This window comes from Tessaracoccus caeni (assembly GCF_029211185.1).
GTDB lineage: Bacteria > Actinomycetota > Actinomycetes > Propionibacteriales > Propionibacteriaceae > Arachnia > Arachnia caeni.
Window position 1 is genome coordinate 43,753 of the sequence record NZ_JARGDO010000010.1, and the last position, 24,542, is coordinate 68,294.

The following is a 24,542-nucleotide window of genomic DNA, read 5'->3' on the forward strand; positions in this document are numbered from 1 at the left end:
AGGGATCACATGGCATACATCGAGTTCATTCAGGCCCGCGAGGTTCTTGACTCGCGAGGCAACCCCACCGTCGAGGTCGAGGTCGAGCTCGACTCGGGCGCGAGCGGCCGTGCGATCGTGCCCTCGGGCGCCTCCACCGGTGCGTTCGAGGCCGTTGAGCTTCGCGACGGCGACAAGAGCCGCTACGGGGGCAAGGGTGTCCTCACCGCGGTCTCCAACGTTGCCGTGATCGCCGAGGAGATCGAGGATCTCGACGCTACCGATCAGCGCACGATCGACAACGCGATGATCGAGCTGGACGGCACCGACAACAAGGGCAAGCTGGGCGCCAACGCCATCCTCGGCGTGTCCCTGGCCGTCGCCAAGGCTGCCGCCGAAGAGGCCGGCCTGCCGCTGTACAAGTACATCGGTGGCCCCACCGCCAACATCCTGCCCGTTCCCATGATGAACATCCTCAACGGTGGGTCGCACGCCGACTCCAACGTCGACATCCAGGAGTTCATGATCGCCCCCATCGGCGCGGCGACCTTCGCCGAGGCCCTCCAGATGGGTGCGGCGGTGTACCACCAGCTGAAGAAGGTGCTCAACACCCGCGGCCTGAACACCGGCCTGGGCGACGAGGGCGGCTTCGCTCCCAACCTCGAGAGCAACGCTGCGGCGCTCGACCTGATCGTCACCGCCATCGAAGAGGCCGGTTACAAGCCCGGCACCGATGTGGCGCTGGCGCTCGACGTCGCCGCGTCCGAGTTCTACAAGGACGGCGCCTACCAGTTCGAGAGCGAGGCCAAGTCGGCCGAGCAGATGATCGACTACTACGCCGGTCTCGTCGACAAGTACCCGCTGATCTCCATCGAGGATCCGCTGAACGAGGAGGACTGGGACGGCTGGAAGGCCATGACCGATCGCCTCGGCGACAAGGTGCAGCTGGTCGGCGACGACCTGTTCGTCACCAACGTGACCCGCCTGCAGCGCGGCATCGACACCGCTACCGCCAACGCCCTGCTGGTGAAGGTGAACCAGATCGGCTCGCTCACCGAGACGATCGACGCGGTCAACCTTGCCCACCGCAGCAGCTACCGCACCATGATGTCGCACCGCTCCGGCGAGTCCGAGGACACCACGATTGCCGATCTCGCCGTCGCCCTCGGCTGCGGCCAGATCAAGTCGGGTGCACCCGCTCGTACCGACCGCGTCGCCAAGTACAACCAGCTGCTGCGCATCGAGCAGGATCTGGACGAGGCTGCGGTCTACGCCGGACGTTCCGCGTTCCCGCGTTTCCAGGGCTGAGCATTTCGAATGATCCGGCACACTGTATAGGTGGCACGGACCCCTGGGCATAAGCCCGTAACGAGTGGTCCGGGAGGCGGGAAGCCGTCCTCCCGGACCACTTCTTCGCGTCCGGGGGGACGGCGTGAGCGCTCCCGCCCGGTCGCCGACGACGAGGCGCGCTCGACGGAGGATGCCGTCGCAGCCTCGGCGCCACGACGTCCGCGTGCCGGCACCATCACCTGGCGGCTGATCGTGCTGCTGGTGGTGCTCGCGAGCATCGCGCTGCTGCTGGCCAACGGGCTGCGGGTGTACTTCGCCCAGTCGCAGCAGTTGGCGGAGGTGCGTGCAGAGATCGTGTCCCAGCAGGAGAAGATCGCCGATCTGGAAGACCAGCTGAACCGCTGGAACGATCCCGACTACGTGCGTTCGATGGCCCGTTCGAAGCTGGGCTGGGTGATGCCGGGCGAGGTCGGCTACCGCGTCCTCGGTGCCGACGGCGAGCCGCTGGACGGCTCCGAGAGCGCCTCCGACCTTCCCGAGGGCCCGGAACTGCTGTGGTGGGAGGCGCTGGTCTCCTCCATTCACACGGCCGACCAGCCCGTCGAAGAGGAAGCGGAGAAGACGGAGACCACGCCGTCGCTCGATCCCGACCGCGTCGTCGGCGCGTCCCCCTCGCCCTCCCCCGAACCCGAAGAATGACCACACCCCACCCTCGCCCCGCAGTCCCATCCCCCCACTTCCTCCCGCCCCAATCCGGGAAAATCGGCCAATGGCCGATTTTCCGGTGTCTTGGGCCGAAAATCGGCCACTGCCTGGCGATTCCGAGGGTCTGGATCCCGTCGAAAGGTGCCTCATGCCTGAACTGAACCCCGACGACCTCGCCGTCGTCGCCGAACAGCTGGGACGCGAGCCCAGGGGAGTGGTGGAGGTGGCCTATCGCTGCCCGAGCGGCCACCCCGGCGTGGTGAAGACGCTGCCCCGGCTGCCCAACGGCACGCCGTTCCCGACCGTGTACTACCTCACCTGCCCGCGTGCCGTCTCCGCGGTCTCCACGTTGGAGGCCTCGGGCCTGATGACCGAGATGTCGGCGCGCCTGGCCGACGACGAGGACCTGGCAACCCGCTACCGCGCGGCCCACGAGGCCTACCTGGCGGATCGTGAGGCGCTGGGCCACGTCGACGAGATCAGCGGCATCAGCGCCGGCGGCATGCCCACCCGGGTGAAGTGCCTGCACGTGCTCGTCGGCCATGCGCTCGCGGCCGGGCGCGGCGTGAATCCGTTCGGCGACGAGGCCCTCGACGCCATGGGAGACTTCTGCTCATGACCCACACCGTCGCCGCCATCGACTGCGGCACCAACTCCATCCGCCTCCTGGTGCTGCGTCGCGGCGCCGATGGCATCGTCGAGGAGCTCGCCCGCGAGGTGCGCCTGGCCCGGCTGGGGCAGGGCGTGGACGCCACCAGCGAGTTCCATCCGGACGCCCTGGCCCGTGCCAGCGCGATCTTCGACGAGTTTGCCGCGACGATGCGCGAGCTGGGCGTCGACCGGGCCCGCTTCGTCGCCACCGCCGCCGCGCGCGACGTGAGCAACCGTGACGTCTTCGAGGCCGACGTGCAGCAGCGGCTGGGGTTGGCCGTCGACGTGATCTCCGGCGACGAGGAGGCCCGGTTGTCGGCCGCCGGTGTGCTGAGCGGCGTCGACGCCCCGGCACCCGTGCTGGTCTTCGATATCGGCGGCGGATCGACGGAATTCGTCCTGATCGACGCCGACCGTCAGGTCACCCACGCCGTCAGCACCCAGATGGGTGCCGTGCGGGTGAAGGAGCGCTTCCTGCACGACGATCCGCCGACGGATAATCAGATCTCGTCGGCTCGGGGCTTCGTGCTGGGCACCATCCTCGGCACCGGCGTCGACTTCTCGCAGGTGGCCACCGCGGTCGGCGTAGCCGGCACCGTGACCAGCGTCGCGGCCTCCATGCTCGGCCTCCAGGAGTACTCGCGCGACGCCGTGCACGGCACCCGGCTGGACCGTGGCCAGATCGCCGCCGCCTCGCATCGCTGGCTGGCGCAGACGGCCGACGAAACCGCCAAGGAACCGTGCATGCACCCCCTGCGCGCGAGCGTGCTGGGGGCCGGCTCGTTGATCCTCGACGAGATCGCCTCTCAGGTGCCTGGCCAGGAGATCCTGGTCAGCGAGACCGACATCCTCGACGGCATCGCCCACGGCCTGCTTTAGAGATCCCGTCCGCGGGTGCTGGCTGACGGAACCTCTCAGCCCAGCACTGCGTTGATGACCGCTGTGGCGGTGATCGCGAGCAGCACGATGCCGGCCCAGGCGGGCGCGCCGAGACGTGTTCCGCCGCGGGCGGACGGTGCCTCCGCGTGCCAGGTGCGCATGAGCCGGAGGGCCTGCTCGCTGGTGGCATCCTCATGGTGGAACACGTCCTCCGGCGCGAAGAAGAAGACCTCGTCGGGATCGGTCAGGCGCAGCCCGACCACATCGTCGTTCGCCGCCATGAAGCTCACCCGAGAGGCCGGAGTCCGCTCGTCCTTCAGCACGCCGTACAAGACGATGAGCGCGCGGCGGAGGGCCATGTTGCCGATGCCAGGGGCGTAGACCACGACCACGACTGTTCCGATGAGACCGACGATGAGCGGCGTGCCCCAATCGGTGGGGTCGTCGATCACGCTGATCGCGACGATAGCCGAGGTGACCACGACGATCAGCATGCTCCACAGCACCCGCGAGAGCTGCGGGTGGCGTTCGATGAAGCGGGACAGCCAGCTCTGAGAAGCGTCTGGCGTGGCCAGATCCCGGAGATCGGATCGCAGCCCGCGGGTGCCGGTGTCATCCGTGACCTCCGCCATCCAGGTGACGCCCCGGTGGTGAAAGGCGATGGTCGCACCGCGCCGAGGGATGCCGAGCGTCGACACCGTGATCAGATCGGACTCGTCTGGCTCGGCGGCTTCGTCGGGATCGTCGGCGGTGAGGTCGTCGAGGTAGGCGCGCAGTTCCTCGACGGAGTCGGGGAGCTTCTCGTCGTTGTCCTCGTCGTCCTCGTCGTCATCCCAGTCGTCGTCATCCTCAGACGCATCGAACCAGCCGCTGGAATCGGCCTCCATGGCGGTGATGCCGGACAGCCGCATCGCCGGCCAGGTGGCGTCGGTGGGAATCAGGTACGTGTACTCGCTCGGGGTCGCGATGCGCGCCCGTCCCATCGGGCCGCCTTGGCGGGCCAGTCGTCGCCGATTGAGCGCGGGGAACAGCCAGTGCAAGGCCGCGTACCAGGCGGCGAGCGGGCTCAAAGCGGCGATGCCGAGCAGCCACGAGGGATCCTCGGGAGCGTCGGCAAAGACCACCCGCTCGGGGTCGGTGGGGTCGACCAGCAGCGCCACCGTGTCTCCGGGCTCAGGCATCTCATCCAGCCACTCCAGTTCATGGGTGATGCCGTTCACGCTGACGCTCACGTAAAGGTCCTCCTCGTCGACGGCGAGAACCTCGGTGTCCACCACCTGAGCGCGCTCCTCGAAGGCGGCCACGTCGGCCATCTCGTAGCTGTGGAAGACGACCAGGCCCACTCCTGCCAGCAGGGCTGCCGAGATTGCCACCAGACCGGGCCACAGTCCTCGGTAGGCCTCGGTCTTGGCAAAGGGCACCTCGGCCGTGGGGACCGCGTGCCGCGCCGCTGGTGCGGCTCGTAGTTGGGCGACGCTCAGCCAACCCCAGACGCCGAGCGCCACGGCTGCGATAGCCGCCCACAGGGACGGATACGCAGCCGCCCCAGGCAGTGCTGCTAGTGCCACGGCTGTCACCGCCGCGAAGAGCGCTCCCGTGGCCGGCAGCAGAAACACCGCCGCGAATTGGGCGAGGACGAAGACGAAGCCGACGCCGTCGAGCACGTAGTCCAGCGATCCCAGCGGCGCCCGGGTCGTCGGTTCATCCGGAGCGGAGAGTTCGAGGGCAGCAGCCGCGATCAGGCAGAGCAGCAACGCGACGCGGATGCCCGTGACGGGCGGCCAATGACGGCGCAGTCGGGACGCATTCCAGTCGATCATGGGGTACATGATGGCATGGACTCTGGCGGGTCGCGGCGCGGGTGTGCTATAGATTCGGGCCGCCTAATAACAGGGATGTAACCCAATCCCTGGTGTCGCTTGCGGGGCCCGCCCCCTATATGTAGTATTCGAGACCTGCTGACGCGCAACTGGGGGCGTCGGAGATAGATCTCGAGGAGTGACTGGTCACTATGGCAATCACCGTCTACACCAAGCCGTCCTGCGTGCAGTGCAACGCCACCTACCGTGCGTTGGACTCGAAGGGTCTCGACTACGAGATCCTGGACCTCAGCGAGGACGAGAAGGCGCTGGAGATGGTGAAGTCGCTGGGTTACCTGCAGGCCCCCGTCGTGATCACCGATGACGACCACTGGGCGGGCTTCCGTCCCGACAAGATCGCCGCCCTGCGCGTCGCCTGAGACGCCAGCCAGGCGACAGACAAGCATAAAACTGCGTATACGGCGAGGCCTGCGCTATATGGCGAGGCCGAGCTGAATAGGCAGTTTTATGCACGGCAATCCGACGTGAACGACACAGAACTCAATCCGGAGCTCCCGCTGGTGGTCTACTTCTCCAGCGTCTCGGGCAACACGGCCCGATTCGTGGAGAAGCTGGGCCTTCGGGCGGCACGCATCCCGACCGTTGCCGCCGATCCCGCGATCGCCGTCGAGGAGCCCTACGTGCTGGTGACGCCCACCTACGGCGGCGGCCAGGGCAAGGGTGAGGAGAAGGGGGCGGTTCCCAAACAGGTGATCCGCTTCCTCAACGATCCGCACAACAGAAGCCTGATCCGCGGAGTGATCTCCGCGGGCAATACCAACTTCGGCGAGGCATACTGCTTGGCCGGGGAGATCGTCAGCCGCAAGTGCCGCGTGCCGCACCTGTACAAGCTGGAACTGTTCGGTACGCCAGAGGACGTCGCGCGGGTGCGCGCCGGATTGGAGCAGTGGTGGCAGCAACGACCGCAGAGTTGACGTACAAGAACAACCCGGCCTTCGAGGGGATGGACTACCACGCCCTGAACGCGATGCTGAACCTCTACGACGCCGAGGGCAACATCCAGTTCGAGGCCGACAAGCGCGCCGCCCGGGAGTACTTCCTGCAGCACGTCAACCAGAACACCGTCTTCTTCCACTCGCTGAAGGAGCGCCTCAACTATCTCGTCAACAAGGAGTATTACGAGCCCGAAGTGCTCGACAAGTACGCCTTCGACTTCGTCAAGGCCCTCACCGAGCGCGCCTATGACGCGAAGTTCCGCTTCGAGACCTTCCTCGGCGCCTTCAAGTACTACACCAGCTACACCATGAAGACCTTCGACGGTCAGCGCTACCTCGAGCGCTTCGAGGATCGCGTCGTGATGACGGCGCTGGCGCTGGCCGACGGCGATCCGGAGCTGGCCACGTCGCTCGTCGACGAGATCATCTCCGGCCGCTTCCAGCCGGCTACCCCCACCTTCCTCAACGCGGGCAAGGCCCAGCGCGGCGAGCTGGTGTCCTGCTTCCTGCTGCGCATCGAGGACAACATGGAGTCCATCGCGCGCGGCATCAACTCGGCCCTCCAGCTGAGCAAGCGCGGCGGTGGTGTCGCGCTGCTGCTGAGCAACGTCCGTGAGCAGGGCGCGCCGATCAAGCAGATCGAGAACCAGTCGTCGGGCATCATCCCCGTGATGAAGCTGCTCGAGGACAGCTTCAGCTACGCCAACCAGCTGGGCGCACGCCAGGGTGCGGGTGCGGTGTACCTGTCGGCGCACCATCCCGACATCATGCGTTTCCTCGACACCAAGCGCGAGAACGCCGACGAGAAGATTCGGATCAAGACGCTGTCGCTCGGCGTCGTCATCCCCGACATCACCTTCGAGCTGGCCAAGCGCGACGAGGACATGTACCTGTTCTCCACCTACGACGTGGAGCGCGTCTACGGTGCGGGCCTGGCCGACATCTCGATCACGGAGAAGTACCAGGAGCTGGTCGACGATCCGCGGATCAAGAAGACCAAGATCAACGCCCGCAAGTTCTTCCAGACGCTGGCCGAGATCCAGTTCGAGTCGGGCTATCCGTACATCGTCTACGAAGACACCGTGAACCGGGCCAACCCCATCAAGGGCCGGATCAACATGTCCAATCTGTGCTCGGAGATCCTGCAGGTCAACACGGCCACCACGTTCAACGAGGATCTGTCCTACGACCAGATCGGCAAGGACATCTCCTGCAACCTCGGGTCGCTGAACATCGCGCTGGCGATGGACTCGCCCGACCTGGGCGCCACCGTCGACACGGCCATCCGCGCGCTCACCGCCGTCAGCGACCAGAGCCACATCCGCTCCGTGCGCTCCGTGGAGGAGGGCAACGAGCGTTCGCACGCGATCGGCCTCGGCCAGATGAACCTGCATGGCTACCTGGCCCGCGAGCGCGTCTACTACGGCTCCGAAGAGGGCGTCGACTTCACCAACATCTACTTCTACACCGTGCTGTTCCAGGCGCTGAAGGCGTCGAACAAGCTGGCCATCGAGCGCGGCCGGGCCTTCGACGGTTTCGCCGAGTCGAAGTATGCCAGCGGCGAGTTCTTCGACAAGTACACCGAGCAGGAGTGGGTGCCGCAGACGGAGCGGGTGCGCGAGCTCTTCGCGGGCCATCACATCCCGACGCAGGAGGACTGGCGCGAGCTGAAGGCGTCCGTTCAGGCCCACGGCATCTACAACCAGAACCTGCAGGCGGTGCCGCCCACCGGCTCGATCTCCTACATCAACAACTCGACCAGCTCGATCCACCCGATCGCGTCGAAGGTGGAGATCCGCAAGGAGGGCAAGCTCGGCCGCGTCTACTACCCGGCGCCGTTCATGACGAACGACAACCTGGAGTACTACCAGGACGCCTACGAGATCGGCTACGAGAAGATCATCGACACCTACGCCGCGGCGACGCAGCACGTCGACCAGGGCCTGTCTCTGACGCTGTTCTTCAAGGACACCGCCACCACGCGCGACATCAACCGTGCCCAGATCTACGCTTGGCGCAAGGGCATCAAGACCATCTACTACATCCGCCTGCGTCAGATGGCGCTTGAGGGCACCGAGGTCGAGGGGTGTGTCAGTTGCACGCTGTGAACGGTGATGGCACGCTCCTCGAGGTGCGAGCGAAGCGAGCCCTTCGAGACGGGCGCGGGGCGCCCTCCTCAGGGACCACCCCGAAAGGGGCACCCCCGAAGGGAACCCGTGCGACCGTCTGCCGGGATGTGGCCATCGCTCGCTGGGGTCTGCGCTTCGTCGAGCGTCAAACGAATGTCCAAGAACTCCGATCTACCGGGAGCACGAAATGATGAGTGGTCACCTGCTGGACCACGTCCAGGCGATCAACTGGAACCGCATCCAGGACGACAAGGATCTCGAGGTCTGGAACCGTCTGACGGGCAACTTCTGGCTGCCGGAGAAGGTGCCGCTGTCCAATGACATCCAGTCATGGAACACGCTGACGCCGCAGGAGCAGCAGCTGACCATGCGGGTGTTCACCGGCCTGACGCTGCTGGACACCATCCAGGGCACCGTCGGCGCGGTCTCGCTGATCCCCGACTCGCTCACCCCGCATGAGGAAGCCGTCTACACCAACATCGCCTTCATGGAGTCGGTGCACGCCAAGAGCTACTCGTCGATCTTCTCGACGCTCTGCTCCACGGAGGAGATCGACGACGCCTTCCGCTGGTCGATCGAGAACGAGAACCTGCAGCGCAAGGCCAAGATCATCATGAGCTACTACCACGGCGACGAGCCGTTGAAGCGCAAGGTGGCCTCGACCCTGCTGGAGTCGTTCCTGTTCTACTCGGGCTTCTACCTGCCCATGCACTGGTCCAGCCGTGCGAAGCTCACCAACACCGCCGACCTGATCCGCCTGATCATCCGCGACGAGGCCGTGCACGGCTACTACATCGGCTACAAGTTCCAGAAGGGACTCGAGTTCGTCGACCAGGCCAAGCGCGACGAGCTGAAGGACTACACCTTCTCGCTGCTGTTCGACCTGTATGACAACGAGGTGCACTACACCCAGGATCTCTACGACGCCGTCGGCCTGACCGAGGACGTGAAGAAGTTCCTGCACTACAACGCCAACAAGGCCCTGATGAACCTGGGCTACGAGGCCATGTTCCCGTCCACCGTCACCGACGTCAGCCCGGCCATCCTGTCGGCCCTGTCGCCGAGCGCCGACGAGAACCACGACTTCTTCAGCGGCTCCGGCTCGTCCTACGTCATCGGCAAGGCCGTCGCCACCGAGGATGAGGACTGGGACTTCTGAGTCGTTGATGTAGCCCCAGGCCCGTGAGGGCTGATGAGAGGCCCGGAACTGCAGGATTCTGCAGTTCCGGGCCTCTTTTCATGCCACCTCCTGATGAACAGAGGAGGACGGAAATGCACATCAGTATCCAGTCGGAGTGGCACGGAGGTGGCACGGGCGCACCTGCCAGACCAGAGCGGGGTGGGTTCCCGGACGGAAAGCAGGTTCGAGAGGTCACCGAGGCCGTGCCACAACGTGCCAGCGAGGACGTTTCAGGCTCGCTCGGAACCGCAGAATCATGCGGATCTGGGCTGATCCAGGTGCCTAGTGGCACGAAGTGGCACGACCGTCCGCAACAGTCCGTTTGCGGCCACGGGAGGGCATGATGAGCGTCACGGAGCAGAAGAGGCCAACTACAAAGCGTGAGACCTGGGGAAGCCTGCGAAAGCTCCCTTCGGGGCGATGGCAGGCTCGCTATCCGGCGCCTGACGGGGAGATTTACACTGCGCGAACCGACGACGACAAACCGCTGACGTTCCTTACCAAGACGGATGCTCGCACCTGGCTCGCAGGCGCTCACACGAAGATTGCTCGCGGCGACTGGCAGCCTCCGTCCGCAGTGGCTGCACGTCGTCGCGCGGAAGCAGCTGCGGATCAGGCGCGCGCGGTCGGGTTCTCGGAGTACTCGGAGCGTTGGCTTGCAATGATCCGCACGGAGCCGAACCGCAGCGGTAAGAAGCGTGCCGTCGGCACCGTCCGCTCTTACCAGAGCAAAGTCACGGGCTATCTGGTGCCAGAGTTCGAGAACACTCCAATCCGTGACATCGACGAGGCCCGGATTCGCGTCATGACAGAACGCCTCGACAAGATCCCATCGCCGTTGAATCCGAGGTCGAAGTTCAACGGCGTCACGCGTCCGGTCTTGATCGTATTGATGATGATCTTGCGACAGGCGGCACGGGACGGCATCACTCCTGCGGCTCCGAACGTCTCGATTCCACGTCAAGAGCCGGTGCGACACGATGCCGACCACGATGCCAGCGAGGACGTGATCGCACCCGAACAGGTTGAAGCTTTGTATGCGGCGGCACCCCCTGAGTGGTCGATCATGGTGCTGCTGGCCGCGTGGTGCCAGTTGCGGCGAGGCGAGTGCCTCGGACTCCAACGCCGAGACGTTGAATGGTACCCAGACGGGAGCGCCACGCTGCACGTACGTCGACAGCTGAACGCGAACACCGGGGACTACACAGATCTGAAGAGCGACGCAGGCAAGCGATCGCTCAGCGTCCCAGATCTGATGGTTGATCGCCTGCGCGAGCACCTTCTGTCGCGCGTCGCGCCGGAGGCCAAAGCGCCCTTGGTGCCGGCAAGCCCTCGCGGAAGCATGCCCCTTTCCAACACTCGCTGGGGGTTCATCTGGGGTGACGTCCGTGACAACGTCGCTGGGCTGCCCCCAAGGTTTCGCTTCCACGATCTGCGCCACACCGGTCTGACGCTGTTCGCTCAAGAGGGTGCCACGTTGGCTGAGCTGATGCGTCGGGGCGGGCACTCGGATATGAGGATCGTGTTGCGATACCAGCACGCCACGATGACGAGAGATCGAGAACTCGCCTGTCGAATGAGTCGCCGTGTCGAGGCTGCCATCACCTCCGCACTGCCTGAGAACGGTAGTAGCGGTGCGGCCCGGGATTCGTGAAGGGCACCTATGGGATGAACCCATGTGACGACAGAGAAGGAGAGGTGTTGACATGGTTCGTCAATCTCGAACAAAAGTGCCCGTCGAGAACCTGGTCCCGTTGGCAGAGGCCGCGGTGAGATTCGGGGTGTCCGTGAAGACGCTACGCCGGCGGATCTCGGACGGCACGGTTACTGGGTACCGTGTGGGACGCCTGATCCGAGTCGACATGAAGGAGCTGGAAGAACGATTGCTGGTCGAGATTCCATCGACGCGATAGAAGTGAAAAGGGAGGAACGGTCCTGGCGGACGTTCCTCCCTTTCGTGTTGGCCGGGAGTCCAACCACGGGTGCCGGCCGGGATCATTGAGACTTCGAACCCTTTGCGGCCGCGACCGCGGCGGCGATCGTTTCCTCTTCGATCTGGGCGCGACGGGCGGCGTCGGCAGAGACGAACGTGATGAAGTCAGCGTCCCGATCCGGGATTACCTCATCCTCAATCGGTGCCTGCGCAACCTCACCAGGCCAGGTGGTCTGCCGAGTTGGCCGGTCGCGATCCAGGCGGGTGCCGCAGGTGGCCACCCATTCGCGGAGCCGTTCGCGGGCGAGCGCGAAATCGGTGTGCCACGCGATCGGCCCCGACCCGTCCTGTTCGGGGTCGTAGCTGCACAGCCAATGCGTGTGCAGCGCAGAGAGCTCCCAGACGAGTTCGGGATGCCGATGCCAGAACGGCGGCACTACCGACGCGGGCAGCCCATAGGTCTCGCGGAGCTGGTTCACCCACTGGTTCAGATCGAGCCATTCTTGTTCGGCTTCGTGCGAGCGCAGGAGATGCCAGTTGATCGGCTTCGGGGTGATCGGCAGAGAGACAGTGCTGAGCGGGTCAGTGCCGTCGTCCTCCTCCTCGAGTTCTTCGGGGTCGAAGCCTTCCTCGTCGGCGGGCGCGTCGATGTTCATGGCGGGGTCCCCTTCCCGGTTCACATGGCCCTGGCGAACACCGGCGACGTGCTCCGCTCAGTGCCTCGGGCAGCGGTGCTGGTGCGTTCGACGGTTCGGCTGGCGCGCTGGCTGCGATCCATCGTGAAGGTGGTGCGGGCGGCGTCGGGGCCGATCTTCGAGACGATGAACTGCTCGATCTCGGTCGGCACACCGTCTCGCTCGATGGTTCGGCGATTCACGCGCCCCTCGGCGACGAAGTTGTCGTGCTTCTGCAGCGTCGACAGTGCGCGCACGGCGCTCTCCCCGAACGCGACGAGGTCATGGAACGAGGGTTCGAGCTCCGTGAATGTGCCGTCCTCCTCACGCCGGTAGCGGGGCTTGCCCACGCGGGCGAACATGCGCGGCACCCCGCTCTTCGTGGACGAGGGATGCGGGGTGGTTGCGATGAACCCTGACAACGAGGTCTTGGTCGGGATCGACACGATTTCGCCTCCTGCTTCACGGCCGCGCCCATCACGGCTCTACGAAACAGGTGCACCTTCTCTGCCTGACGGATCGTCCGCGCCCGGCTGGGTGTTGGCCTGCCGGTAATGGAGTTTTGCTTCGACCGCGCGGCGGTCGGCTACGAGTTGTTTCCCGTCGGCGCGCTGGTTCCAGGAGCGCAGGCGTGCCACGATCGGCGGTGCCGCGCGCAGCAGCACGAGGCCGGTGCCGAACGGGAGTCGGCGGATCGCGTCGGGCGGCATGATCGGTACGCGGCGGATCGAGCGTTGCGCGGAGCGGGTGCCGTGGTCGCCGACGGTGGTGGAGTCGGTGATCTCATCGCGTTCCCCAATCAGGGTTGAGAGGTCTTGGAGGTCGCGGCTGTTGGAGGCGCCGCCGAGGACGATCTTCACGATCGCGGCATCCCAGATCGCGGAGGCCGCGTGCTCCGACCACTGCTCCCGCGCCTGCGCAAGCGACTGCAAGACCGGCATGGTCGTGATCCCTGTGCCGCCGCCTTCGGCCATGAGCGTCGGCAACGACGGCAACGGGCTGAGGTTCGCGACCTCGTCCAAGCAGAGCAGCAGGGGCGGATCGAGTCGTGCGCCTGCGGAGCGTGCGGCGAGGCGGCGGGCTGCCTCGACTACGTCTTCGATGAGCGCTGCGACCAGCGGGGCGCTGTTGTTCGCCCCGGCCGCGGTCGCCAGCAGGTACAGGGTGCCCTTCTTCGCGAGGAAGTCTTCGGGGTTGAATACCTCGTCGGGGCCGGGGGTGACGGCATCGAGCACGCGGGGGTCGGCGAGGGCGGCGAGGGCGAGGGAGACGCCCTGCCAGATCGAATCCCTGGTACGCGGGTCCGCGTCGATCATCGCCTGCAACGCCTCCGCCCACCCGCCCGCGGCTTGCGGGTGGGTGGCGAGGATCGATACGGCGTCGCCGGCGGCTGCGGGGTCGAGCGTCCACCGGAACAGGTCGGCGGGCTGCCGCTGGTCGAGGGCGGCGGCGTGGAGCAGACATTGGAGCGCAACACGGGTTTTCGCTTCCCAGAAGTCTCCGCCCTCGACCCCGCCTTTCCCGAGCCCGGTGGCGGAGGCGAGCCCTGCGGCGCGAATCATCGCGGTGAGGGGATCGGTGCAGCCTCTGACGGGCGACCAGCGGAGCCCGGCGGGGATGCCGTCGGCGAGGTGCTGCGGATCGAACACCGCCACCGGCCCCACCTTCTCCCTGGCCCGGATCGTGGCGGTCACGTTGTCCGGACGAGTGGACGTGGTGACGACCGCGCCGGGGGCGGTGAGGATCGAGTTGATGACGATGTGCACGCCCTTCCCGGAGCGGGGCGGCCCGATCAGCAGGATCGAGTCTTCGACCGACGCCCACACCTCGACCCCGCGCGACACCCCGAGCCGGTACCCGACCTCTGAAGGCTCAGGGTTCTCGAGCGACGGGCGCAGGTTCCCCGCCCGAGCCAGGAGCGCGCGCGGAGATCCCGCTTTCGCGACTTCGGCGCGGGTGGCGATCCCGGCGATCCGGTACGGGTCCATCGCCTGCCGGCGGCCGTGCTGCCGGATCGCCGTCCACCCCCGCCAGGCCGCAGCCCCGGCGGTGAAGATCATGGTGCCGGCGATGACCCAGTACACGACCGGGTTCAGGCCCGGCGCGCCGAGTGCGGCGCCAGGGGCGCCGGGGTGCAGGAGCACCCCGGCCCCGGCGCCGAACCCGGTATCGGGTTGCGGGGTGCCGGTGAGGAACGCGGTGACACTGCCCGCAGCCCGGAGGATCACCGCGATGACGGCGAGGGTGGCGAGCCCTACGAGGGCGGCGTTGGTGAGTTCGTCGCCGAGGCTCCCCGTCGGGCGGATCGGGGAGGTCACTGCGGTGCCCCGATGCAGACGGTGGCAGAGATCCGGCCGAGGAGAATCACTTCATTGGTGGGCGCGTGGTCGAGGTAGCGGGAATCGATCAGGGCGCGGGCGATGCCGTCGGGCCCTGTCTCGGTGTGCGCGATGACGATCGCGACCGCGACATCCTCGCCCGGCACCATCCCCGACCCCGCGAACTGCACCAGACGCGGCACCACCGGCACCGGCACCGCGGCCACGGGCGGAACCTGTTGCACCGGCTGCGCCTCTGGTTGTGGGGTGCGGCGCGGGCGCGGGGTGTAGAAGTCGGTCATCGTGCGGCCGTCGGTTTCGATGACGTCGACGCGGATCGTGCAGTCGGTCTGCTCGCGGATCGCGTCCACGATCGCCGGGAACGATCCCCGCCGCCACGGCGGGGAGAACTCCGGCGGCAGAAACGGCGCCCCGTCGACCGTGACGGCCAGGGTGCCGTCCTCGGCGACGACGATGCGCACCATCACCACGGACGGATCAGCAGGGTTCGAGCGATCACGCTTCGACATACAGGGTCTCCTTCATAAGACGGGCAGGCAGAGATCGGCCCGAGGCAAGGGGTGCCATCGGGCCGGAAGACACACACCCAGGACGGCGCGACGTGGATGGCAGTGATGAGCGCCGGGGTTCAGAGCGCTGGCCGGCCCGCGCCGCGGCCTGGGTCTGGGGCGGTGCGGCGGGCGGCCGACTGATATGCCGGCGGGAGCTGGTACGCCGCTGGCGTCGGGTCGAGCATCGCTTCGACATCTCCGACGCTCGTGGTGACTTCTGCGAGGCCTTCGGCGAGGAGCCGGTGGCAGCCGGCTGAGTTCGCGGAGGTGATCGGCCCAGGGATCGCGCCGAGCTGGCGGCCGAGTTCGTAGGCGGCGACCGCGACCCGGAGGCTTCCCGACCGTGCCCCGGCTTCCGGGATCACCGTCGCGGCGGAGAGGGCAGCGAGCAGACGCGAACGTGCCTCGAACCGGCCCTTCGTCGGCGCATATCCTGGCGCGGCCTCGGAAAGGAGGAGGCCACCCTGATCGGTGATGCGGCGGAACAGGTCATCGTGCGCCTGCGGATACGGCCGATCCAGGCCACCCGCGAGCACCGCGATCGTAGATGCCGAACGCGCAGTGAGGGCGGCGCGGTGGGCTTCGGCGTCGATGCCGTAGGCGCCGCCCGAGACGAGGATGCGCGGCGACGCTGCGAGCTGCCACGCGAACTCACGAGTGACCTGCACCCCATAGCCGGTGGCGGCGCGGGCGCCGGTGATCGTCACCCGGGACGAGAGCGAGGCGGTGAGCAGTTCCGGGTTGCCCTTCGCCCACAGCGCCAGCGGTGCGGCGTGGCCGAGGTCTGCGAGGGCTGTGGGCCAGCCGGGGCGGTGCGGGGTGAGGATGCGCAGGCCGTGGCGCTCGGTCAGGCCGATCAGCTCATCGGTGAGCGCGTCCTTCTGCAACGAGGCGGCCTGCTGCCGCCACCTCACCCCGGCCACAGGGTCGACCTGTGACGGGATCGCTGCGCCTGGGTCGCGGATCAACGCGAGCGTCTCCGTGACGCCGATGGCCTGCACGAGCTGCCCGGTGACCGGATCACCGGGCTCGGTGAGCACGGCGAGCGTGATCCGCGCGATCGTGTCTGCCGTGTACTCGCTCATTACCGCCTCCTGCACCGCCGTCACTGTCAGAGGACAGGTGCGCCAGGCGGACACGCGAAAAGGGCGGGGCGCAGACCCTGGGGAATGGTCTGCGCCCCGCCCAGCATGGGGGTGCTGGGGTTACTGGTTCATGAGGTCTTCGATACCGGTGTCCTCCTCTCCGCTGTCTCCGCCTCGCTCCCGGTGGAGCGCGAGCCTGCGCCCGAACCACAGCGTCACTCCGGCCGCGAGGAGCGCGACCAGGCCGCCGGCGGCGATCAGCCACGGGAACCCGCCCCCAGTCGTAGCCAGCTCGGACGGCGTCTCCGGAAGCTCCGGCTGCTCCGGCGTCGGCGGCACCTCTTGCGGCGTCTCGGTCACGACCGTCGTCTCACCCGGTGCACCGCATTTCCCTTCCGCGATGACCTTGCCCGTGGCGTCGTAGAGGGTTTCGACCCAGTAGACGTGCCCGGCACGGTCGACGCTCGTCTTCCCGGAGCGGTAGATGCCAGCCTGGGTGACGGCGATCTTCTCGGAGGTGAAGAACGGCACCTCGCAGACCGGCTCGGCGTCGGGGTCGTGGGGGCCGTAGGCGCGGAACACGAGGTACGCGCCGTCGGGGATCTTCGTCCCCTGCACGAGTGCGGTATCGTCGAACTCCTCACCGACCCCCGCGACGGGGGTGGCCTGCGTGATGACCGACACCGGCTGCTCGTCATCGGGAACGTAGAACCGCTCCCAGATATCCGTCGGCGAGCTCGTGAAGGGCTGCACGCGGTCGTCGCCCGCGAACCGCGTGACGATGACGTAGTAGCCGGCCTCGGTCGGCTGGATGCGGTCCTCATTGGTGTAGCCGATGTCGTAGACCCCGTTCTTCGCGGGCGTCGTGATCCGCGTGAGCACCGGGGCATCCGACAGATCGAGATCGTCGGTGAGCTCCGCATCGGTCTGGAAGGGGCCGTAGACGGTGTGCTCGATCTCCTGCTCGTCGGGCCCCCAGTAGCCGTCACCTGTGAACTCGGGGTGATTCTCCGGGAACCCAGAGACGGTGATCCGGTCGAACGCGCGCCCGTTCTTGTGGACGTTGTATTCGCGGACTTCCGAGGTGATCGTGAGCGGCCACCTGACGGAGTGCGATTCGATGTTGATGCCGTACTCGTCCTGCCAATCGGCGGCGATGTACGGGCGCACCCACTCCGGCTGCGACGCCTTCTTCACCTGCCACACCCAGGCCACGAACCCCGCATCCGGCAACTCCACCTCGGGCGACTCGTACTCACCGGGCCCGGGCGCGGTTACCGTGACGGTGCCGATCGGCACCGCACCCGCCGGCGCCTCCGCACCCTGCACCGGCGGGAGGGTTCCGGGTGCCTGGTAGGCGGTGCCCTCGAAGACGACCGGGATCGGCTCGCCGTTGTGCTTCAGCCAGGCGCCATTGGTCGAGGAGACCGTGATCGTATCCGTCACCCGGTCGCCGGGCTTCACGAGCTTGCCGTTCGCCTTCGATACCGCCTCCGGCTGGAACGGCGTGACCGAGGTCTCGGCCACCCGCCCGAACCGATCCGTGAAGGAATCGGTGAGGTACTTCGCGTTCGCACCCTGCTTGGTCTTGTCGATCCTCCACACCCACGTGTAGAACCCCGACTCCGGGGCCGTGAGCGTGCCCGGCGACACGTAGTTCCCGGGGTGCGTGAGCGTCAGCGACTCGGTCCCGAGCACGGGCGCGCCCTCTGGCGGTGCGTTCGCTTCGACCGGCTGCGCGTCGAACGGCCCGTAGAGGGTGCCTTCGGCGAGCACCGGCACCGGGATACCGTTCACCTTGATCCAGGAGTGCTTCGTCACCGTGACGTTCAGCTTGTCGGAGAATACGTCGCCTGCCTGCACGAACTTCGCATCCACGACCGTCTCGATCACCGGCCGGAAGTCCAACGGAATCACCGCTGACTGCGCAGAGGCGAACAGCGGCTCGAACGAGGCCGCGCCGAGGATGCGTTGCTCGCCCGGAGTGTAGAACAGGTCCACGCCAGCCCCGTACCCAAGCGACGGAGCCTTGAGGCTCGCGGTGATCTGATAGTCCGGTGCGCCCTCGGGTGGGATACCGACGATCTCATGTGTCCCGACACCGAGTGTCGCGGAGGTGCTGCCGTTCGTGAAGTTGGCGTTGGTGAGCGTAACGGTGCCGGTTGCGCTCGTGGGGTTCGCCTGGACTTTGAGCTGCCCCTGGTACTGGTCGGTCATCGTGATCGACATCGACACCGACGGGTTCGCGACGGCGTTCGCCGCCGACTCGCTCCGCATCGTGGTGAGGTGCGACAGGATCGTGGCCTGCATGTTCCCGGGTGCCCGGGTGACGAACTGCCCGTCTCCGCCGCGTGCGGAGTAGTTGCCGCGGTCGGCGATATCCCAGACGTATAGCTGGACGGCGGAGGTGATGTTTGGATCGTTGCTCTCACCCCACCGCCCGAGTACGTAGTTCAGGCGGGCGAGCTCGGTCGCGCTGAGGCTGTCGAGCGTGGTCTTCAGCTCCGGGTGTTGCGTGTTGCCCCACGGGGCGAGCGCGTCGAGATCCATGCAGTACGCCTGACGGCCATGCGACGAGAAGGAACCGAGCCAGAGATCCTGATTGCCATACCCGACGCCCAGGGTCGCGGCCTGCGCCGGGGCTGCCGGGAAGAACAGGCTGCCAAGTAACATCAGCAGGATTGTGAGGGTCGTCGCAACGCTTGAGACAACGCGGCCGGGCAGCGGTGATTTGTCGGGTGGTACGAGAATGTGAGCAGACAAGTGGGATCTCCTTATTGATTGTGTCCGCCGTCGTCAGAACGGCAACAGCTACTAGTCAGGTGCGCACACTGCACCGGTAGGACTTGGACGAGCACTACATAGGTCTCTCCGGTTGCTCAGTGCAGCGCGACGGGGCTGCCGGGAATGCCGCGCCATAGTAGAAGTACCCCGCTTCATGGAATCTCGTGTCAAAGCAGGTCGCTGCCCGGCTCCGGCAGCGGGTGCCGTCGACGATCGCAACGAGGTCGAAGCCCTCGGTTCCGTACTCGGTGGTGATCCGAAGGCTGCCGTTCGGGTCGATCCGCGCGGCTGCGCCATACTGTACGGTGCCAGGACGAAGCAGATTGGTGAGTACTCGGTGCTGGTCGGTGCGGAGGGCGCTGCGCAGCGATGCGACCGAGGATTGGGGTTCGGTGAGTAACCAAATGCCCGAGGGCTTGCGCTACCCGGCGCCTTGACGCGATCTATCCACTCGATTCTGAACTGACCGCATTACCCAGACCAGAGCGTCGAGTGCTTGGAACGTGTTCCCGAAGAGCATCAGCGCTGCAACGTCGGGATCTTCATCATCAAGGCTGGAGAAGGAGACGCCATCGGCGGTACTGCTTTCGACGGCACATTCAGTATCGACGCCTCTGCTATCACGAGGGAGTCCATCCCGGTCTGGGGGAGGGGATGTGGCTACGGCAATCGCTGTCGACAGGTCCTGCGTGCTGTTCATCAAGTCCACCGCCTATGGCCGAGAAGACTCGCTCACGCACATCGGACCCTTATCGACCGAATGCACGCCCACGAGTGGGAACGTGCCAAGCTCACCGACCGAGGCGCCAAGCTGCTCGTGCCGACCGTACTCATCATCGCCGCTTCTCCGTGGGCGCCTGTGAACACCGTCTCCGCCACCGTGAAGGGCGCGATCGGCTCCGCCTCCAAGCACTGAAATGTGCCCAAGCTCCGTCAGGAGTTCGAAGAGCTGGGTACGATCCGCACCGTGGCCCTCAACGGTAAAGGCGCACTTACCCGCAACTAACCCCAAGTCGTCGAAGTCGTGAGCTTCGAATGCGCCGAACGCGAGGTGATCGGCTTCGCCAACGCACTCGAATCATCCAGCATGCACCCGCCGTCGTGACCGTGCCCGATGCGGCGACCAGGCGAGATGCTTAGTAGGATGAGCCGTAGCGCGGAATCACCGGCACCGCCTCCTGCCAGAGGATCCGAATCAGTATTGTCCGCTGGGTTGATCCCGGTAAGGACCGACTCGCCACCGAGTAGCTTGCCGAGCAGGGTATGATCATCGTCGTGATCGAAGCCGATTGGGAACTCCCCAATCTCATCGAGGTTCGCGACGAGTTGCGTGCGCGGGATTGGCTGAGACGATCCAAATGCTGCAGGAGACGGGATCTCTCGATCATGCTCACCGGTGGCCACGATTGCACTGCACAGGCTCTGGCGGCCGACTCCGGCATCTTGAGTATGCACGCCGGGCGGTCCCCGCAGACAAGGCCATGCCATCAGCGCCCTCGTCGCCGCTGATCCCACGGTGATAGTCGGCGATGGTTTTTACGACGTCCCGGTCCCGGCGCTCGCTCCGGTGACCGTCGCGATGAGCGTCAAGGTTCCGCGGCTGCCATTGAGTCTGCTGGCGTTGCCAATAGCCGTCACGATTCAGTCTTCATTCCGCAGAACCTTGTGCCAGCTCAGCGGGGCCGGCGCATCGTTATCCGGAATATAGCCCTAGCCCTCTACATCGTGATTGTCCCCTCGTGCTGTTCTGTGCACTCGGGTAACCCGGAGTCGTGCACGTTCTCAAACTCGCGTAGCGCTCGTGATCCTCAACGGCGTCCCTGCCCCATACCAGTGGGTGCGGCAGGATCAGCCCTGGCATGCGGAGCCGCGCCGACACTGGCAAAAGCGCCGACGTACGCCCACACGCAGTAGCATCCCCTGGCTGACCTCAGGTTCCGATGCTAAATTGTTACATGACAATGGAGGTGATGGAGTGATGAGTGCACGCGTTGCATCGCGACGACCGCTATCGCGGCGTGCGATCCTGACCCTCGTCTGGGTCGGCGCCTTCGTCATCCTCGGTCTCGTCGGACTGCGCGCGCACAGCGCCGAACTCAGCAGCGTGCCGGTAATCGCCGAGGCCTCGGCGAGCACCAGTGCGACCACCCCCTCAACAGCCTCGACCGCCACGCTCGTCGAGGGGGGCGAGCACGCCGCCCACGGCAGCGTGCAGAGCTGGCACCTCGATCTCATCGCGATCTGCATGCTCACCATGCTCGCCACTCTGATGCTGGTCGTGCTCTTCACCCGGCGACCGTGGCTACAGCTGCGGCTCGGCAGGATCCGCGAATGGGCGGTCGCCCTGCCGCGCGCACCCGCCCGCCCGCAGCCATTGCTGCTCCTTCACTCGATCTCGCGAACCTGATCTCCACCGGGAAACCCGTGCACGGGGATAGCCCGCGAAGCTCCGTGTGCCTCCAACCGGCACCACGTTCCCTCTGAGAGCTTCGCCGGCCCCTGCAAAAGCGCTGACATCGGCACGCCTTCCGGCATTGCGCACTCTCGAACATCACTCGGGCGCACGAGCGCCCCCGATCAGGAGCCAGCAGTTTGAACTCCACAGATTCACCGATCAAAGCTAAACACTTCCTCTTCGTCTTCGGCACCGTGCTCCTGAGCATCTGTTTCGCCGTCGTCTCGTTCTTCGTCCTCGGAGTCGTCTTTTGAGGCGGCGTCGGCACGCCGAGGAATCGGCGGGGCCGAGGCGGAGCACCTGGATCGAACCCACTGATACAGACGAACGCTCGACCGACGACTCGGCTCGGCCCCGCCGATCCAAGCATGCAGCCGCAGCACCGTCCACGGTGCCATACACCGATCTCCCGGCGCAGCCCGTCAGCGAGCGGCCTGCCGCCGAGGAGACGCCGACCGGGGGCGGAACGGAACCCGAGACCGGCACGGCACGGCGACGCTCACAACTGCGCAGCTTCGTCGCTGGCAGTACGGCGCTCGCGAGCGTCACCGTACTCGTGGCGGGTACCGTCTTCCCTGCGACCAGCGCCGCGACCGCCGATACCCCCGTCTTCGCGAGCCGACAGCAGGCCTTCGTCACGGGAGGCACAACCGACACTCCGACGCTGCTCGACGAGCTCTCGGTCTCCCCGACTGCGATCGCGCCCGAGATCGGGCTGAGCGGTGGGGCAGTGACCGTCAGCGGCCTCACCGACACCACATTGCAGTACCCCTTCGCCCAAGAGGTGCCGCTCACCGATGGCTTCGGATACCGCTCCGCACCAGTCGCAGGCTTCCACGACGCACAAGACATGGCCGCTGCCGGCGGCACTCCGATCCGCATCGTCGGTGACGGCGTGATCACTGAGGCTGGCTGGGCCTCCGACGGCTGCGGCTTCTCGCTGAAAGTCCAGCACCAGGTTGCCGGTCAAGAGGTCATCAGCCGGTACTGCCATATGCAGGAGAACTCCCACTCCTGGCAGGTTGGCCAAACCGTTCAGGGAGACGACCAAGCCGGACTCGTCGGAACCACCGGGATGTCCTTCGGCAACCACCTGCACCTGGTGGTGCGCGTCGAAGATGAGCCCGTCGACCCGCTGCCGTTCATCGCCGCGAACTCGAAGTAGCCCCCTCCCCGGCGAGCACTCGCCAGCGTCAGTAAGGACAACCCCCGACCGTGTACCCCGCGATGGCCAGCCTCGAGCTCGGCGACCTCTTCCAGTTCGATTTGCGCAGCATGTCGCCGCTCGCCTGGCTCGCCGTCGTCTGCCTCTCCATCTACCTGACCGGGGCGATCTCCCTCTGGGTACGGGGAAAACGATGGGGCGTCGGTTCGACGCTGCTGTTCACCGTCGGCTGCCTCCTCTGGTTCGCGGCCACCGGACTGCGCGCGAACGCCTACGCCGAGGAACTCGTCTCGGTGCTGCTCTTCCAGCAGATCACGCTCATGGTCGTCGCACCCCCGTTCCTGCTCATGGGCTCTCCCGGCCGTCTGCTCCTGCGCGCGACGCCGCGCCGGGGACTCGGGCGGCCGGTGATGCGCGCCGCGCTCAGCGCCTACCGCTCGCGCACCGCCCAGGTGCTCCTGCACCCGGCCACCGTGATCGTCATCGCCGTCGTCGCCTTCCCCACCCTGTACTTCACCGACACCCTGAGCTGGTTCCTCGAGCTCCCGTCCGGGCATCTCATCCTGCTCACCCTGTTCCTCGCCTTCGGCATGATCGGTGGCGCTCCGCTGTGGTCACTCGACCCGTTGCCGCGCGCCCCATCGTTCGTGGTACGCATCGTCGACGTGCTCCTCGAGATCCAGATCCACGCGATCTTCGGGCTCGTGCTGCTGCGCAGCACCGAGCCCATGTTCCGCTGGTACGCCACCGACCCCGAAGCGTGGGGGATCAGCCGCGCTCTCGACCAGGCCATCGCTGGCGGCCTGATCTGGTCATACGGCGAGCTGCCGCTGATCATCGTGCTCATCGTCACCATTTCCAAGTGGCGCACGAGCGATCTGCGGCAAGCGAAACGTCGAGAAGCTCAAGAGGACGCGGAACTCGACGCCTACAACGCCTACCTCGCCGCGAAGTTCGGAAAGGAGCAGTGATGGCGACGATCCTTATCTTCGCGCTCACCGCGATGCTCGGCGTGCTGGCCATCTTCCAGATCGCCCTGGCTGCCGGTGCACCGCTCGGCAAGTACGCGTGGGGCGGGGAACACATCACGCTCCCGCTCAACCTCCGCCTCGGCGCGATCTCCGCTGTGCTCCGCTACGCCTTCATCGCTTTCATCGCCCTCGATCGCAGCGGCACCATCGCTGTGCTGCCCGGGGAGTTCAGCTTCTGGGTGATGTGGCTCATCGTCGCTCACCTCGGGTTCAGTGTGATCCTCAGCCTGCTCTCCAAGAGCAAAGACGAGAAGATGACGCTCGCTCCCTACACCTTCGTGATGGGCCTGCTCAGCCTGCTCATCGCTCTTCAATAGGGTGCAGTATGCCGTGCGCGTCAGTCCACTCCCATGATCGCCTTGAACCCGCTCGGTATAATCGGGGTGTGTCCTCAGTTCCCCGCAGTGCCCGCATCACGCGGCGACGATTCACGATGAGAGCCGCGACGCTGCTCCTCGCCGCAATCGTCACCGTCGTGGGCTTGTGGGGCGTCTCCCACGCCGATGATGTCGGCTTCTCCGCGCCGGCGGCCGCCTCGAACACGGTCGCAGCCACCTCCTTCGACGCCGCAGTGGGACACTTCGCCGACACCGTGGGGGAGACCACCGCCAGCGACGACATCCTGATCGGTGTTGTCACCTGCCTGCTCGGGATACTCTGCGGCTTTGCCTTGGCGATCCTGATCGTCTTCGCGCTCCGCTGCAGGCAGATGCGGTTCCAACGCCAGCGCCCCCAGATCGCTCCGATCGCCGCAACTGCAGCGTTCAATCATCGCGGCAGGCATCGCTTCGGCCTGCACGACCTCAGCCTCCTGCGCATTTAAGCGCCCCTCACGCTGCCCCCTGAGGCAGGAACGGGCCGGCACGTCCGCCATGCCCGCGACCACGCGTTGAGGAA

At 66.3% G+C, this 24,542-nt stretch carries 24 protein-coding genes; 16 read left to right on the forward strand and 8 right to left on the reverse strand.

Annotated features, from left to right (window positions below; genetic code table 11):
• The first annotated feature begins 9 nt into the window (after positions 1-9).
• From eno to P0D62_RS10380, 4 genes are all read left to right on the forward strand, one after another.
• The gene (gene eno / locus P0D62_RS10365; RefSeq protein WP_275702558.1) at positions 10-1,287 is read left to right on the forward strand and encodes a phosphopyruvate hydratase; all 1,278 of its coding nucleotides are present in this window, start codon (positions 10-12) and stop codon (positions 1,285-1,287) included.
• A 30-nt stretch (positions 1,288-1,317) separates the two neighbouring features.
• A complete protein-coding gene (locus tag P0D62_RS10370; RefSeq protein WP_275702559.1) occupies positions 1,318-1,968 on the forward strand; it encodes an FtsB family cell division protein in 651 nt (216 codons plus the stop codon).
• A gap of 154 nt (positions 1,969-2,122) precedes the next feature.
• Positions 2,123-2,593: a DUF501 domain-containing protein gene (locus P0D62_RS10375; protein ID WP_275702560.1), complete on the forward strand. Its 471-nt coding sequence runs from the start codon at positions 2,123-2,125 to the stop codon at positions 2,591-2,593.
• On the forward strand, positions 2,590-3,504 hold the full coding sequence (locus P0D62_RS10380; protein ID WP_275702561.1) for a Ppx/GppA phosphatase family protein: 915 nt from the start codon (positions 2,590-2,592) through the stop codon (positions 3,502-3,504). Before P0D62_RS10375 ends, P0D62_RS10380 begins: the two co-directional genes overlap by 4 nt.
• Positions 3,505-3,539: 35 nt before the next feature.
• Here P0D62_RS10380 and P0D62_RS10385 read toward each other — a convergent pair whose 3' ends face one another.
• Positions 3,540-5,324, reverse strand: a complete 1,785-nt coding sequence (locus P0D62_RS10385) for a hypothetical protein (protein ID WP_275702562.1) — start codon at positions 5,322-5,324, stop codon at positions 3,540-3,542.
• A gap of 191 nt (positions 5,325-5,515) precedes the next feature.
• Between P0D62_RS10385 and nrdH the strand changes: the two genes are divergently transcribed.
• The 6 genes from nrdH (at position 5,516) to P0D62_RS10415 (ending at position 11,541) form a co-directional block, all read left to right on the forward strand.
• On the forward strand, positions 5,516-5,743 hold the full coding sequence (gene nrdH, locus P0D62_RS10390) for a glutaredoxin-like protein NrdH (RefSeq protein ID WP_275702563.1): 228 nt from the start codon (positions 5,516-5,518) through the stop codon (positions 5,741-5,743).
• 105 nt (positions 5,744-5,848) lie between these two features.
• On the forward strand, positions 5,849-6,298 hold the full coding sequence (gene nrdI, locus P0D62_RS10395; RefSeq protein WP_275702564.1) for a class Ib ribonucleoside-diphosphate reductase assembly flavoprotein NrdI: 450 nt from the start codon (positions 5,849-5,851) through the stop codon (positions 6,296-6,298).
• Complete coding sequence (gene nrdE / locus P0D62_RS10400; protein ID WP_275702565.1) at positions 6,274-8,427, forward strand: class 1b ribonucleoside-diphosphate reductase subunit alpha; 2,154 nt, start codon at positions 6,274-6,276, stop codon at positions 8,425-8,427. The genes nrdI and nrdE overlap by 25 nt, the downstream gene beginning before the upstream one ends.
• A gap of 208 nt (positions 8,428-8,635) precedes the next feature.
• Positions 8,636-9,607, forward strand: a complete 972-nt coding sequence (gene nrdF, locus P0D62_RS10405; RefSeq protein WP_406708242.1) for a class 1b ribonucleoside-diphosphate reductase subunit beta — start codon at positions 8,636-8,638, stop codon at positions 9,605-9,607.
• A gap of 682 nt (positions 9,608-10,289) precedes the next feature.
• Positions 10,290-11,282 (forward strand): tyrosine-type recombinase/integrase, encoded by a 993-nt coding sequence (locus P0D62_RS10410; protein WP_017883934.1) that lies wholly within the window; start codon positions 10,290-10,292, stop codon positions 11,280-11,282.
• A gap of 52 nt (positions 11,283-11,334) precedes the next feature.
• Entirely contained in the window at positions 11,335-11,541 is a 207-nt protein-coding gene (locus P0D62_RS10415; protein WP_051066173.1) for a helix-turn-helix domain-containing protein, read from the forward strand.
• A gap of 82 nt (positions 11,542-11,623) precedes the next feature.
• Here the strand turns inward: P0D62_RS10415 and P0D62_RS10420 are convergent, their stop codons facing one another.
• From P0D62_RS10420 to P0D62_RS10445, 6 genes are all read right to left on the reverse strand, one after another.
• Positions 11,624-12,217, reverse strand: coding sequence for a hypothetical protein (locus P0D62_RS10420; RefSeq protein ID WP_024356177.1), 594 nt, complete (start codon positions 12,215-12,217; stop codon positions 11,624-11,626).
• 20 nt (positions 12,218-12,237) lie between these two features.
• A complete protein-coding gene (locus tag P0D62_RS10425) occupies positions 12,238-12,681 on the reverse strand; it encodes a single-stranded DNA-binding protein (protein WP_024356176.1) in 444 nt (147 codons plus the stop codon).
• 39 nt (positions 12,682-12,720) lie between these two features.
• Positions 12,721-14,553 (reverse strand): TraM recognition domain-containing protein, encoded by a 1,833-nt coding sequence (locus P0D62_RS10430; protein WP_017883930.1) that lies wholly within the window; start codon positions 14,551-14,553, stop codon positions 12,721-12,723.
• Entirely contained in the window at positions 14,550-15,083 is a 534-nt protein-coding gene (locus tag P0D62_RS10435; protein ID WP_017883929.1) for a hypothetical protein, read from the reverse strand. The genes P0D62_RS10430 and P0D62_RS10435 overlap by 4 nt, the downstream gene beginning before the upstream one ends.
• Positions 15,084-15,202: 119 nt before the next feature.
• Complete coding sequence (locus P0D62_RS10440; RefSeq protein WP_017883928.1) at positions 15,203-16,210, reverse strand: DNA-processing protein DprA; 1,008 nt, start codon at positions 16,208-16,210, stop codon at positions 15,203-15,205.
• Between the two features lie 120 nt (positions 16,211-16,330).
• A complete protein-coding gene (locus tag P0D62_RS10445) occupies positions 16,331-18,883 on the reverse strand; it encodes a hypothetical protein (RefSeq protein WP_233615403.1) in 2,553 nt (850 codons plus the stop codon).
• An 871-nt stretch (positions 18,884-19,754) separates the two neighbouring features.
• On the opposite strand from P0D62_RS10445, the gene P0D62_RS10450 reads away from it, so the two are divergent.
• Positions 19,755-19,910, forward strand: coding sequence for a hypothetical protein (locus P0D62_RS10450; protein ID WP_017883926.1), 156 nt, complete (start codon positions 19,755-19,757; stop codon positions 19,908-19,910).
• Between the two features lie 86 nt (positions 19,911-19,996).
• On the opposite strand, the gene P0D62_RS10455 is transcribed toward P0D62_RS10450, so the two are convergent.
• Positions 19,997-20,398 (reverse strand): hypothetical protein, encoded by a 402-nt coding sequence (locus P0D62_RS10455; protein ID WP_152424243.1) that lies wholly within the window; start codon positions 20,396-20,398, stop codon positions 19,997-19,999.
• A 574-nt stretch (positions 20,399-20,972) separates the two neighbouring features.
• On the opposite strand from P0D62_RS10455, the gene P0D62_RS10460 reads away from it, so the two are divergent.
• The 5 genes from P0D62_RS10460 to P0D62_RS10480 all read left to right on the forward strand — a co-directional run bounded on the left by P0D62_RS10460 (position 20,973) and on the right by P0D62_RS10480 (position 24,468).
• Positions 20,973-21,401: a hypothetical protein gene (locus P0D62_RS10460; protein WP_017883925.1), complete on the forward strand. Its 429-nt coding sequence runs from the start codon at positions 20,973-20,975 to the stop codon at positions 21,399-21,401.
• Positions 21,402-21,840: 439 nt separating this feature from the next.
• Positions 21,841-22,614, forward strand: coding sequence for a M23 family metallopeptidase (locus tag P0D62_RS10465; protein WP_017883923.1), 774 nt, complete (start codon positions 21,841-21,843; stop codon positions 22,612-22,614).
• Between the two features lie 62 nt (positions 22,615-22,676).
• Positions 22,677-23,585 carry a cytochrome c oxidase assembly protein gene (locus tag P0D62_RS10470; RefSeq protein WP_233615402.1) on the forward strand — a complete coding sequence of 303 codons (909 nt, stop codon included), beginning with the start codon at positions 22,677-22,679 and terminating at the stop codon, positions 23,583-23,585.
• Entirely contained in the window at positions 23,585-23,962 is a 378-nt protein-coding gene (locus P0D62_RS10475; RefSeq protein ID WP_024356173.1) for a hypothetical protein, read from the forward strand. The genes P0D62_RS10470 and P0D62_RS10475 overlap by 1 nt, the downstream gene beginning before the upstream one ends.
• 68 nt (positions 23,963-24,030) lie before the next feature.
• On the forward strand, positions 24,031-24,468 hold the full coding sequence (locus P0D62_RS10480; protein ID WP_238560329.1) for a hypothetical protein: 438 nt from the start codon (positions 24,031-24,033) through the stop codon (positions 24,466-24,468).
• Positions 24,469-24,542 lie beyond the last annotated feature (74 nt).